Origin of the sequence: Streptomyces sp. CS113 (assembly GCF_002188365.1) — a bacterium.
GTDB classification, from domain to species: Bacteria; Actinomycetota; Actinomycetes; order Streptomycetales; family Streptomycetaceae; genus Streptomyces; species Streptomyces tendae.
In genome coordinates, this window is sequence record NZ_KZ195574.1 from 5,778,099 (window position 1) to 5,791,003 (window position 12,905).

8 protein-coding genes and 1 tRNA gene are annotated in these 12,905 nt (G+C 73.4%); 7 read left to right on the plus strand and 2 right to left on the minus strand.

The genetic code is table 11. The annotated features are described in order from the left end of the window. Positions 1 to 351 precede the first annotated feature (351 nt). Together B9W62_RS25825 and B9W62_RS25830 are read left to right on the plus strand one after the other, a co-directional pair. Positions 352 to 585 carry a hypothetical protein gene (locus B9W62_RS25825; protein WP_003976229.1) on the plus strand — a complete coding sequence of 78 codons (234 nt, stop codon included), beginning with the start codon at positions 352 to 354 and terminating at the stop codon, positions 583 to 585. 96 nt (positions 586 to 681) lie between these two features. Then, positions 682 to 754: transfer RNA gene (locus B9W62_RS25830), tRNA-Ala, on the plus strand. 55 nt (positions 755 to 809) lie between these two features. Here B9W62_RS25830 and B9W62_RS25835 read toward each other — a convergent pair. Both B9W62_RS25835 and B9W62_RS25840 read right to left on the minus strand, forming a co-directional pair. Continuing rightward, on the minus strand, positions 810 to 2,420 hold the full coding sequence (locus B9W62_RS25835; RefSeq protein WP_179235668.1) for an NADH-quinone oxidoreductase subunit NuoF family protein: 1,611 nt from the start codon (positions 2,418 to 2,420) through the stop codon (positions 810 to 812). After that, complete coding sequence (locus B9W62_RS25840) at positions 2,417 to 3,694, minus strand: ferric reductase-like transmembrane domain-containing protein (protein WP_087809385.1); 1,278 nt, start codon at positions 3,692 to 3,694, stop codon at positions 2,417 to 2,419. Before B9W62_RS25840 ends, B9W62_RS25835 begins: the two co-directional genes overlap by 4 nt. Before the next feature lie 539 nt (positions 3,695 to 4,233). On the opposite strand from B9W62_RS25840, the gene leuS reads away from it, so the two are divergent. The 5 genes from leuS (at position 4,234) to B9W62_RS25865 (ending at position 12,879) form a co-directional block, all read left to right on the plus strand. Beyond that, positions 4,234 to 7,164 carry a leucine--tRNA ligase gene (leuS, locus tag B9W62_RS25845; RefSeq protein ID WP_087809386.1) on the plus strand — a complete coding sequence of 977 codons (2,931 nt, stop codon included), beginning with the start codon at positions 4,234 to 4,236 and terminating at the stop codon, positions 7,162 to 7,164. A 209-nt stretch (positions 7,165 to 7,373) separates the two neighbouring features. Further along, positions 7,374 to 8,111, plus strand: a complete 738-nt coding sequence (locus B9W62_RS25850; RefSeq protein WP_087809387.1) for a hypothetical protein — start codon at positions 7,374 to 7,376, stop codon at positions 8,109 to 8,111. Between the two features lie 90 nt (positions 8,112 to 8,201). Continuing rightward, entirely contained in the window at positions 8,202 to 9,047 is an 846-nt protein-coding gene (locus B9W62_RS25855; protein ID WP_087809388.1) for a DegV family protein, read from the plus strand. Positions 9,048 to 9,157: 110 nt separating this feature from the next. After that, positions 9,158 to 10,234: a ComEA family DNA-binding protein gene (locus tag B9W62_RS25860; RefSeq protein WP_087809390.1), complete on the plus strand. Its 1,077-nt coding sequence runs from the start codon at positions 9,158 to 9,160 to the stop codon at positions 10,232 to 10,234. Positions 10,235 to 10,404: 170 nt separating this feature from the next. Next, entirely contained in the window at positions 10,405 to 12,879 is a 2,475-nt protein-coding gene (locus B9W62_RS25865) for a ComEC/Rec2 family competence protein (RefSeq protein ID WP_087809392.1), read from the plus strand. Positions 12,880 to 12,905: the final 26 nt, after the last annotated feature.

Here is a 12,905-nt window from a genome sequence, read left to right on the forward strand (position 1 = left end):
CGGGGGGCGGGATTTTTCGTCTGCGTCCGCTTGAGCAACCCGCGTCCCACCGGCGTATACGTCGGTGGAACTCCGTGTCCGGACCGGTACTGAGGCGTCGCTGACCGGGTCGGCCCGGCCGTGGCAGAATCAAACGGCCGGAAGGGGACCGCGGCCCGACGGGAGGGAGTGGCGATGCCTGGGAGCATCCTCGAGGAGGTCGGTCACCTCCTCGGCGGAGCGGTGGCACGGAACACGGTCACCCGCCTCAGCTGCCCTTCCTGCGGTTCCGGTCATGTGGCCCAAGTCCTCGGCGACAACGGCGGGATCTCTTACGTGTGCACGGCCTGCGGCCACAGCTGGAGCTGATCGATGGGTGCACACAGGCGGAAGTGCGACTGGTGCGGCAGCGGTACGCCCATCGTGCGCGACATGGAGCCGGTCAACCCGGACTACCAGTACTGGTGCGAGGAATGCGCGCGGGCGCTGATCATAAAAGGCGACCCCATCGAGACGTACCGCGAACTCGAGGGCGAGCCGATCTACGGCCGGCTCCTCGAAGAGCACTGCACGCTCAAACGCTTCTACTCGTTCGTGACGGCATAGGACGAACCGGACGGAACGGAAACGATTTGGCGTTCGCCCCGGTGGACCGTGTAATGTTGGCGTCGCCGCCGGGGAGACCGGGCGGATGAAGGGCAAGGGGCTATAGCTCAGTTGGTAGAGCGCCTGCATGGCATGCAGGAGGTCAGGAGTTCAATTCTCCTTAGCTCCACAACACAGCGAAACCCCCCGGATCGCGGATCCGGGGGGTTTCGCCGTTCCCTGCCTCAGCGGCCGAGCGCCCGGCGGCCGCGGCCCTGGGACAGCACCGGCAGGTTGCTGCGCGCGGCCGGGGCCTGCCCGCGGGTGTCCTCCTCGATGCGCAGTGCCAGCGCCGGGCAGCGGCGCACCGCCCGCACCGCCTTGGCCTCCGCGAACCGCGGCACCTCGGCCTGCGCGACGGTCGGGAAGCCGTCGGCGCCGAGCTGGAAGACCTCCGGGAGGATGTCCGCGCACAGCCCGTGCCCCCGGCACAGCGTCCAGTCGACGTAGATCTTCTGACGGCTGGGGCCGTTCTCCTCGCCGCCGCCCGGGACTCCGGTCGGCGTCCTGCCCCCCTCGAAGAGCGGCAGGACGCCCTCCACGGGCCGTCCGCAGCCGTTGCCGAGGACATGCGCGGCCAGGTCGTCCGTGAACGCCTTGACGGTCGACTCCAGGAACATCGCCGAGCCGTCCGGGTGCGAGCAGGCACCGCGCCGCTTCACGTTCCGCGCGACCTGCTTGACCGCCTCCAGGGCGGCCGGACCGCCGCCGTTCAGGATGTCCTCAAGGCCGCGCGCGGCGGCCGGCAGACCGAGGTAGCAGGGCCCGCACTGGCCCGCGCTCTCCTCGGCCAGCCACTGCGCCACCCGCAGCGACTCGCCCAGCGGGCAGGTGTCCTGACTGATCGGCAGGATCGCGCCCGCGCCGAGCGAGCCGCCCACCTGTTGCAGCGAGTTGCGGGAGACGATCGCCTCGTCGACGGTCGCCGCGTCGATCCACTTGCCGTGGTAGCCGCCGGTCAGCACGCCCTGCGGCACCGGCGGGGCGCCGGCCAGCTGGAGGACGTAGCGCAGCGGCACGCCCGTCGGGACCTCGATGACCATCGGCCGGGCCACCGCGCCGGAGACCGTGAGCATCACGGTGCCCGGCTCGTCGTACAGGCCGGTGTTGCCGTAGCGCTCCGGGCCGATGCGGGCGGCGATGGCCAGCTGGGCGAAGGTCTCGGCGTTGGACAGCAGGGTCGGCGCGCCGCCGACGCCGCTCCTGGAGGCGCTCACCTTGCGGCCGGGCGGCATCGCCGGGCCGCCGTCGATGGAGCGGATCAGCGAGGCCGCCGCGCCGGTGACCATGCGCACCGGATTGCGCTGCACGCGCGCGCGGAGCGCGGACCGGCGGCCGTTGCTCAGGCCGCGTTCGGCGAGGGCGGCCTCCATGGACCGCTGCGTGGACTCGCGGGTGACGCCGATGACCAGCGTGCGGGCGCCCATGGCCTCGGCACACAGCAGCGCGCCGTCCAGGATCAGGTGCGGGGCGCGGTTGATCAGCACCGTGTCCTTGCGGCAGGCCGGTTCGTCCTCGCTGCCGTTGACGACCACGACCGGGCGCACGCCGCGCTTGATCGCCGCCTCGGCGACCGAGCGCAGTTTCTTGTGGAAGGGGAAGCCCGCGCCGCCGCGGCCCTTCAGGCTGATGCGTTCGGAGAGCTGCGCGAGCTGCTCCCCGCCCATCGGTTCGAGCGGACCGTGCACCTTGAGGTGCATCGGCAGATCCAGGCGCTCGACAAGGTCGAAGCCCGACGTGAGCTGGGGAAGTCCGACCACGCGGACCTCGGGGACGTCGGGCAGGGCCTCGTTCACTTCAAGCCTCCGGAAGGCGTGTTCCAGGGTTCACCGGAACCCGGTGCGTCGAAGTCGTGGGACGACGACGGCACACCGGGGGTTGGTTCAGGGGCGGGACCGCTGTTGTACGTGTCGCTGGGGTAGTACGTGTCGTAGACCGCGTTCGTCTCACGGGTGTCGTACACGTCACTCGAGCCGTAGCCCGAGGAGGGGGGCGCGGAGTACTGCGCGGAGTAGTTCGCGGAGTGGTCCGCGGGGTCCGTGCCGCCGTAGACCGGGATGGTGTGTCCCGTGTCGTTGAGCGGGTCGTAGACCGACGGCGGCGCCTCGCCGACCGGGGGCGGCGACGGTATCGGCCAGCTGCCCGAGGTGCTGCCGCCGCCGTCCACGACCGGCATCGCCTCGGTGGGCAGCAGGTCCGACGGCAGCCGGGCGGACCCGGCCGGGTCCGCCGTCAGCGGCGGCCGGCCCGCGCCCGAGGGGCCGGACACGGCGCGGTAGGCCGCCGCGAAGCCGCCCGCGGGCTCCGGGGGAGCCAGGCGCTCCGCGGGTTCGTACCGCGGGGCGGACGGGGCCGCGCCGCGCGAGGGGTACCCCGTGGAGCGCTCGTAGCCCGGCAGGGCCGCGGTGTCCCTCGGCCGGTCCTCCGCCCGCTCCTCGCGGCCGGGCCGCTCCCCGGTTCCGAGGAGGGCGGCGATCCGGTCGGCGACCTCGCGCTTGACCGGACGGGGCGCCGCACGCAGTGCCAGGGCCGCCATGACGCCGACCACGGACAGGGCGTACAGCACCACGAAGACCGGCTTCGCCGCGCGACCCGCGTAGAGCCCGTGCACCAGGGCCAGGCACCACGCCGGGTAGGCCAGCATGTGCATGGCCCGCCAGCGGGCCGCGACGGGGGCCGGGGAGGCGAAGCGGTTGCGCAGCGCTCCGGTGACCCCCACGAAGATCATGAGCATGCTGGCCAGGGTGCCGAAGCCGATGAGGACGGCCCGGCCGCCGAACGCCTCGTCCTCCGTGGCCAGCAGCCCGAACGGGAGGACCGCGGCGACCCAGGTGGTGTGGTCCAGGGCCAGCTTGACCACGATGTGCACCAGCAGGAAGACGACCGAGGCGACCGCGGTGGTCCGGTGCACCGCCTGGGCCAGGATCCGCTGCCGGGTGTCGAGGACGATCCGGTCCTGGGCGAGCAGACCCCAGATCACCGAGCAGCTGAGGAAGACGAGGGAGAGGACGCCCGCGCCGAAGTCCAGGAAGTGGGCGAAGGTGTCGTCCGCCGTGCTGTCGTTCGTCATGACGACGGACCTCCGCACGTCAGGGACGTGACGGGAGGCGGTGAGCTGGTGTCGCGAGGGTGGATCGGGGGAGGGTTCATGGGGGCAACTCCGGAGCGGTTCGGGAAAGCGGTCCCGCTGCCGCACTCTAAGTGGCGCCATACCCGTGGGTAGGAGGTTTGAGTTATTGCGTTGTTATCAAATGACAGCGCGCTCGTGCTGGTGTCCCTTAGCGGTCGTTACGCGAAGTAACCTTTGACCTTGGTTCAGGTTCGGATCCGGCTTCCGGATTCCGGGCCCCGGATTCCGGTCGGGCGGACGCCGGCCGGAAGCCCGTCGCGGCCCGATCGGCGACTGCGGTACCCTGACGCCATGCGTGCCGTACGCCTTCTGCTTAGCGAGCCGCGCTGATCAGTCCCGGCCCCGGTCGTAGTCCGGTGGCCGGAATCGGCGCGGCGTCCCCTCCTGTGCGAGGGGATTTTTCATTTCCCGGCCCTCGCAGCCGCTGGTCATGAAGGTCGCAGCCGCTGGCAGAGACGATCGATGGAGCTTTGAGGATCATGAGCGAGACGAACCCCGCGGCGACCGCCCCTGTGTCGGCCGACGCCGCGCCGCACCGCTACACGGCTGCCATGGCCGCCGAGATCGAGGCACGCTGGCAGGACTTCTGGGACGCCGAGGGGACGTACGCCGCGCCGAACCCCAAGGGTGACCTGGCGGGCGACCCGGAGCTGGTCGCCAAGCCCAAGAAGTTCATCATGGACATGTTCCCGTACCCCTCCGGTGCGGGCCTGCACGTCGGCCACCCGCTGGGCTACATCGCCACCGATGTCTTCGCCCGCTTCCAGCGGATGACCGGCCACAACGTCCTGCACACCCTGGGCTTCGACGCCTTCGGCCTGCCCGCCGAGCAGTACGCCGTGCAGACCGGCACGCACCCGCGCGTGTCCACCGAAGCCAACATGAAGAACATGCAGAGCCAGCTGCGCCGGCTGGGTCTGGGCCACGACAAGCGCCGGTCGTTCGCCACGATCGACCCCGAGTACTACAAGTGGACCCAGTGGATCTTCCTCCAGATCTTCAACTCCTGGTACGACGACGAGGCGGGGAAGGCCCGCCCGATCGCCGAGCTGGTCGCCCAGTTCGCCTCCGGTGAGCGGGCGGTCCCGGGCCACCCCGGGCGCGCCTGGGACACCCTGAGCGAGGCCGAGCGCGCCGACGTCCTGGGCGAGTTCCGCCTGGCCTACGCCTCCGACGCGCCGGTCAACTGGTGCCCCGGGCTGGGTACCGTGCTGGCCAACGAGGAGGTCACCGCCGACGGCCGCTCCGAGCGCGGCAACTTCCCCGTCTTCAAGTCCAAGCTGCGCCAGTGGAACATGCGCATCACCGCCTACGCCGACCGGCTGCTGGACGACCTGGACGAGCTGGACTGGCCCGAGGCCATCAAGTTGCAGCAGCGCAACTGGATCGGCCGCTCCGAGGGCGCCCGCGTCGACTTCCCCGTCGACGGCGAGCGCATCACCGTCTTCACCACCCGCCCCGACACCCTGTTCGGCGCGACCTACATGGTGCTGGCGCCCGAGCACCCGCTGGTCGAGAAGTTCACCCCGGACGCCTGGCCCGAGGGCACGCGCGACGCGTGGACCGGCGGTCACGCCACCCCGACCGAGGCCGTCGCCGCGTACCGCGCGCAGGCCGCCTCGAAGTCGGACGTCGAGCGGCAGGCCGAGGCCAAGGACAAGACGGGCGTCTTCATCGGCGCGTACGCCACCAACCCGGTCAACGGCGAGCGGGTCCCGGTCTTCGTCGCCGACTACGTGCTGATGGGCTACGGCACCGGCGCGATCATGGCCGTCCCGGCGGGCGACCAGCGCGACTTCGAGTTCGCCCGCGCCTTCGAGCTGCCGATCCGCTGCATCGTCGAGCCGACCGACGGCCGCGGCACCGACACCTCGACGTGGGAGGACGCCTTCTCCTCCTACGACGCGAAGATCATGAACTCGTCCAGCACCGACGCGTCCGGCACCGGCTCCGCGGGCGACGGCGTCAGCCTGGACGGCCTGTCCGTCGTCGAGGCCAAGGAGCGCATCACCGAGTGGCTGGAGCGCACCGGCGCCGGTGAGGGCACCGTCAACTTCCGCCTGCGCGACTGGCTGTTCAGCCGCCAGCGCTACTGGGGCGAGCCCTTCCCGATCGTCTACGACGAGGACGGCATCGCCCACCCCCTGCCCGCGTCGATGCTGCCGCTGGAGCTGCCCGAGGTCGAGGACTACTCCCCGCGCACCTTCGACCCGGACGACGCCGACACCAAGCCCGAGACCCCGCTGTCGCGCAACGAGGACTGGGTCAACGTCACCCTGGACCTGGGCGACGGCCGCGGCCCGCGCAAGTACCGCCGCGAGACCAACACCATGCCCAACTGGGCCGGCTCCTGCTGGTACGAGCTGCGCTACCTGGACCCGCACAACGGCGAGCGGCTGGTCGACCCCGAGATCGAGCAGTACTGGATGGGCCCGCGCGAGGGCCTGCCGCACGGCGGCGTCGACCTGTACGTCGGCGGCGCCGAGCACGCCGTGCTGCACCTGCTGTACGCGCGCTTCTGGTCCAAGGTGCTCTTCGACCTGGGGCACGTCTCCTCGGCCGAGCCGTTCCACAAGCTGTTCAACCAGGGCATGATCCAGGCCTACGTCTATCGCGACAGCCGCGGCATCGCGGTGCCCGCCGCCGAGGTCGAGGAGCGCGACGGCGCCTACTTCTACCAGGGCGAGAAGGTCTCCCGGCTGCTGGGCAAGATGGGCAAGTCCCTGAAGAACGCGGTCACCCCCGACGAGATCTGCGCCGAGTACGGCGCCGACACGCTGCGCCTGTACGAGATGGCGATGGGCCCGCTGGACGTCTCCCGGCCGTGGGACACGCGCGCGGTGGTCGGCCAGTTCCGGCTGTTGCAGCGGCTGTGGCGCAACGTCGTCGACGAGAACACCGGCGAGCTGTCCGTGGCCGACGTCGCGGAGAGCGACATCGACGCCGGCACCCTGCGCGCCCTGCACAAGGCCGTCGACGGCGTACGGCAGGACCTGGAGGGCATGCGGTTCAACACCGCCATCGCCAAGGTCACCGAGCTGAACAACCACCTGACCAAGGCCGGGGGCCCGGTCCCGCGGTCCGTCGCCGAGCGCCTGGTGCTGCTGGTCGCGCCGCTGGCCCCGCACGTCGCCGAGGAGCTGTGGCGCAAGCTGGGGCACGAGTCGTCCGTGGTCCACGAGGACTTCCCGGTCGCCGACCCCGCCTACGTCGTCGACGAGACCGTGACCTGCGTCGTCCAGATCAAGGGCAAGGTCAAGGCACGGCTGGAGGTCGCACCCTCCATCTCCGAGGACGACCTGGAGAAGGCCGCGCTGGCCGACGAGAAGGTCGTGGCCGCGCTGGGCGGGGCGGGGATCCGCAAGGTGATCGTGCGGGCGCCGAAGCTGGTGAACATCGTGCCCGCGTAGGCGCTGACCGGGACGCCCCGGGCGTCCGGGGCGCCCTGGACGCCCCGGGGCATCCCGGGGCGTCCAGGGCGTCCCCTACGGGGTGGGTACGGGCAGGTTCGGGGTCCTTGCGGAACCCTGGGCCTGCCCGTTGCGTTTACCGTGGAAGAGCGGCGCGACCTGCGCCGTGGGCCGCCGGTGCGCGGGCCGGACGTCCGAAGGAGGAGCCCGTGGAAGCAGCGCTCACCGTGTTCGCCCTGCTCTTCCTGCTCGCCGTGGTGCTGGGCGTCTACGCCACGGTGAAGGCCGTCGGCGCCGCCAAGCGCAGCGTCGACCGCGGCATCACACAGGCCCGCCGCACCGTCGAGGACCACACCCTGCGGGCCAAGTCCCTCGTCCAGGTGGGTCCGGCGGCCGAGCTGGCACAGCTGCGGCTGAGTCTGCGCACCTCCATGAGGTCCACGCAGGACGCGCTGCACGCGCGCGTGGCCGAGGACGAGTCCCTCAAGGAGTCCCTCGCGCTCTTCGAGCGGCTCAGCGCGCACGGCTTCGAGCTGGACGGCGAGCTGCGGCGGCTGGAGTCCGAGCCGGACCGCGCCACCCTCGCCGAGCGCCTGCCCGGGCTGCGTGAGCGCACCGAGCGCATCATCCGGTCGGCGGACGCCCTGCGCTGGGCGGCCCGCGACCGCGCCCGCCGCTTCGCGGACGACGACCTGGACTCGCTGAGCGCGCAGATCGACGTGGAGGCGGGTGCGCTGCGGCACTGGACGGAGACGGAGCCCGCCGCCGCGCCGCCGTCCTGGCCCGAGGCGCCCTCCGCCGACACCCCGTCCAGCCGCCAGACCTGGCCTGACGCGCCCGCTCAAGGACCGGCGGAGGAGGACGCCGCGCGCCCCGCCATCACCCCGCCCGCCGCGCGCCCCGTGTACCCCTGGCAGAAGAACGCCCGCCCGGAGAGCACGACCTGACCGGCCCCGGCGGCCCGTTGCGGTCCTGTGAACGCCCGGTGGCCGGGGCCGGACTGCCGTACGGGCACTACGCCAGGTAACCTCCAGCTCATGTCCCGCCATGTCGCTATCGTCACGGATTCAACGGCCTACCTTCCGGCCCGGACGATGGAGCGGCACGGCATCACCGCGGTACCCCTGACCGTGGTCCTGGGCGACCGGGCCCTGGAGGAGGGCACCGAGATCTCGACCCGCTCCCTGGCCCAGGCCCTACAGAAACGCCGGCCGGTCACCACCTCGCGCCCCAGTCCCGGGCTCTTCGCCGAGACCTACCGCAGGATCGCCGAGTCCGGCGCCGACGGCATCGTCTCCCTCCACCTGTCCGCCGAACTCTCCGGCACGCACGACGCGGCCGTCGTCGCGGCGCGTGAGGCCGCCGTCCCGGTCAGGGTCGTGGACACCGGGATGATCGCGATGGCCCTCGGCTTCTGCGCGCTCGCCGCCGCGGAGACGGCGGAGGCGGGCGGCACGGTGGACGAGGCCGTCACGGCCGCGGAGAAGCGCGCCGCGGGCACCTCCGCCTACTTCTACGTCGACACCCTCGACTACCTGCGTCGCGGCGGCCGGATCGGGGCGGCCCAGGCGCTGTTCGGCTCCGCGCTCGCCGTCAAGCCGCTGCTGCAACTGGAGGGCGGCCGCATCGAACCCCTGGAGAAGGTGCGGACGGCGTCCAAGGCCATCGCCCGGCTGGAGGAGATCGCCGCCGATCGTGCGAGCAGCGCACCCGTCGACATCGCCGTCCACCATCTCGCCGCCCCCGACCGGGCGTCGGCCCTCGCGGACCGCCTGCGGAACCGGCTGTCCGGGCTGGCCGACCTGCACGTGAGCGAGGTCGGCGCGGTGATCGGCGCGCACACGGGGCCGGGGCTGCTGGGGGTCGTGGTCTCGTCGCGGTGAGGGCGGCCGGGTAACCCGTGTGGGGGGCGCAGTTGTCCACAACCCGGGGATGATCCCCGGAAAACGACCATGATCATCGCGAGGGCGTCCAGGGGCCCGATCCTCGTCGCATGGCTCTTCGATCACGCTCACGCACCACGTCCGCGACCAGCGGCCCGGGCCGCGCCCCGGCCTCCGACGGCCGCCTCGCGCACCGCCGCGCACCGGGCTCCCGCGCCCACGCCCGCCCCCGCTCCCGCTCCCACACCCGGCACGGCCGCCGGCACGCTCCGCCGGAGGAACTGCGGCGGAGGGCGGAGGCGCTGTTCGGGGAGCGGGTCGAGCAGACGGGACACGAAGAGGCGCGGGGCGAGCCGGGGAAGGGGCCTCCGCCGCCCGGCCCCGAGACCCCCGGCGACGCGGACGTCGGTGACTCCGGCGGAATCGCGCCGACTTGGCGGGAGCCGGCCGGGCAGGCACTGCGGGAGCGGGCCGGGCAGGCACTGCGGGAGCGGATGCCGCTGTGGCTGCGGACCCGATGCGGCCTGGAGCGGCGCAGCGTGGGCGCGCTCACGGTGCTGCTCGTCGTCGCGGCGGTCTTCGCGGTGCAGCACTTCTGGTCCGGCCGCACCCAGTCGGTGGCGGCACCCGAGGTGGTGCGGGAGGCGGCGGCATACGGAGCCGGGAAACCGGGGCCGACGGCCGCGGACCGCGCGACGACGGGCGAGCCCGGCTCCCAGGCCGCGCCGACGGCCACGGCCGGGCCCGAGATCGTGGTGGACGTCGGCGGAAAGGTCCGCAAGCCGGGTATCCACAGCCTCCCGCCCGGTTCCCGCGTCGCCGACGCCCTGCGGGCTGCCGGGGGCGTGCGGCCCGGCACGAAGACCGACGGGCTGAACCGCGCCCGCTTCCTGGTGGACGGCGAACAGGTGATCGTCGGAGCGGCGCCCGTGCCCGCGCCCCGGCCGGGAGGGGGTCCCGCCCCGGGTGGGCCGACGGGGGCGGCGGGGCCCGCGGCACCGGTGTCCCTCAACACGGCGACCACCGACCAGCTCGACACCCTCCCGGGCGTCGGCCCGGTCCTCGCCCAGCACATCATCGACTACCGCACCCAGCACGGCGGTTTCCGCTCGGTGGACGAACTGCGCGAGGTCAACGGCATCGGCGAGCGCCGCTTCGCCGACCTGCGGGACCTCGTACGGCCATGAACACGGACGTGACGGAAGCGAACCGGCTGGACCGGCTGAATCGACCGGATCGACCGGATCGACCGGATCGACCGGATCGGTCGGATCGGTCGGATCGACCGGACCGACCCGACGGGCCGGAAGGGCCGGACAGGCCGGGGGACCGGCGTGCGGCGTCCCCGCGCGCCGCCGTGCACGCCGCCTCCGGCCACCGGCTGGGCGCGGCCCACCCCCGGCAGGAGGGCCCCGCCGACCTGCGCCTGGTGCCACCCGCTCTGGCGGCGTGGGCGACGGCGGCGCTGGCGCCGGGCGCGCCGACGGGCTGGGCGGTGGGCGTGGTGACGGGCGCTCTCCTCCTGGCCGGGGCACTGCTGCTGAGGCCGGTGCGCGACCGGCCCCACGCACCGGCGGCCGCCGCCCTGTTGCTCTGCGTCGCCGCCTCCGCCGCCTCGGCCGCCCTGCACGGGGCGGACCTGCGCCGGGGACCCGTGCCGGAGCTGGCGAGGCGGTACGCCACCGTCACCGCCGAGGTCGAGGCCACGGCCGACCCCCGGCTCACCCGGCCGCGGGTCCGGGGCAACCGCGCCGTGCCGCCCACGGTGCTGATCGAGGCCGACGTGCGGCGGGTGACGGAGAGGGGCGGGAAGACGGTGACGGCCCGAACGCCGGTCCTCGTCCTCGTGGATGTCGGCGACTCCCGTACCCGGGCCGCCTCCTCCCGCTGGCTGAGCCTGTTGCCAACTACCCGGTTCAACGTCACCGCCCGCCTGTCGCCCCCGAGGACGCGCGGCGACCGGATCGCCGCGGTGCTGCGTGTCCGGGCCGGCCGGCAGGCACCGGAGACGACGGCGAAGCCCTCGACGGCGCAACGCCTGGCGGGCCGACTGCGGTCCGGTCTGCGCGAGGCGACCGAGGACCTGCCGACGGACGCGAGGGCGCTGCTGCCGGGCCTGGTCGTCGGCGACACCTCACGCGTCACGCCCGAGCTGGAGGAGGCATTCAAGGAAACCGACCTGACGCACACGCTCGCGGTGTCCGGCGCCAACTTCACCATCGTGCTCGCCCTGCTCCTCGGCCCGCCGGGCCTGGCCCAGCGCAGCGAGCGCCGAGGCCTGGCGCCCCGCCTCGGCATCCCCCTGCGCACGACCGCGCTGCTCGGCGGCCTGCTCGCGTTGGCCTTCGTCGTCGTGTGCCGTCCCGACCCGAGCGTGCTGCGGGCGGCGGCCTGCGGGTCCGTCGCCCTGCTCGCCCTGGCCACCGGACGCCGCAGGTCACTTCTGCCGGCCCTCGCGACGGCGGTACTGCTCCTGGTGCTCTACGACCCCTGGCTGGCCCGGAGTTACGGCTTCCTGCTCTCCGTGCTGGCCACGGGGGCGTTGCTCACGCTGGCTCCGCGGTGGAGCGCGTCTTTGCGCCGACGCCGGGTGCCGCCCCGGCTCGCGGAGGCGCTGGCCGCCGCGGGCGCCGCGCAGGCCCTGTGCGCGCCGGTCGTCGCGGTGCTGTCGGCGCGGGTGAGCCTGGTGGGGGTGCCGTGCAACCTGCTGGCGGAGTTCGCGGTGGCCCCGGCCACCGTGCTCGGCTTCGCGGCACTGGCGACGGCGCCGGTGGCGATGCCGCTGGCCGAGAGCCTTGCCTGGTGCGGAGGCTGGCCGGCCGAGTGGATCGCGGGAATCGCCCGCACCGGTGCCCGGCTGCCGGGCGCGGGAGTGGACTGGCCGGGCAGCTGGGCCGGGGCGGGGCTGCTCGCCCTGGTCACGGTGGGCGTGCTGCTGGCCGGCCGACGCCTGCTGCGGCACCCCTGGTGGTGCGGCCTCTGCGCCCTGCTCCTGATCCTGGTGGTGGTGCAGCCGCCCCCGCTGGCCCGGGTGATCAAGGGCTGGCCCCCACCGGACTGGCGGATGGTGATGTGCGACGTCGGCCAGGGCGACGCGCTGGTCCTCGCGGCGGGGGAGGGGACGGCCGTCGTCGTGGACGCGGGCCCCGACCCCGCTCCGGTCGACCACTGCCTGCGCTCCCTCGGCATCACCCGCGTCCCCCTCGTGCTGCTGACCCACTACCACGCCGACCACGTGGCCGGACTGCCCGGAGTACTGCGCGGCCGCTCGGTGGGCGCGATCGAGACAACCGCCCTCGAAGAGCCCGCCGACCAGGCCGAGTTCGTCCGGCGACAGGCAACGGCCCGACACATCCCCCTGCGCCACGCGTCCGCCGGAGAACAACGGCGCTCCGGCCCGCTGTCCTGGCAGGTGGTGTGGCCCCCGCCGAGCCCGCCGACCACCACGGCACCGGGCACGGAAGGCGGCCCCAACGACGCCAGCGTCGCCCTCCTGGTCCGCACGGCGGGCATCCGCCTGCTCCTCCTGGGCGACCTGGAACCCCCGGCCCAGCGCGAGTTGGCCCGCTCCCCGGCGGCAGCGGCCCTGGAAGGCGTCGACGTGCTGAAGGTGGCCCACCACGGCTCCGCCCACCAGGACTTCGCGTTCCTCCGTCAGGTCGCCCCACGCCTGGCCGTCATCAGCTGCGGCGAGGGCAATACCTACGGCCACCCGGCCCCCGGCACGGTCGCGGCCCTGCGCGCCCAGGGCGCGACGGTACTGCGCACGGACCGGGACGGGGCCTTGGCGGTCACCGGTACGGGGAGGGAGCTGCGGGTGGCGGGGGACTGAGCGCCTGCGTGCGAACCCCGCGGCGA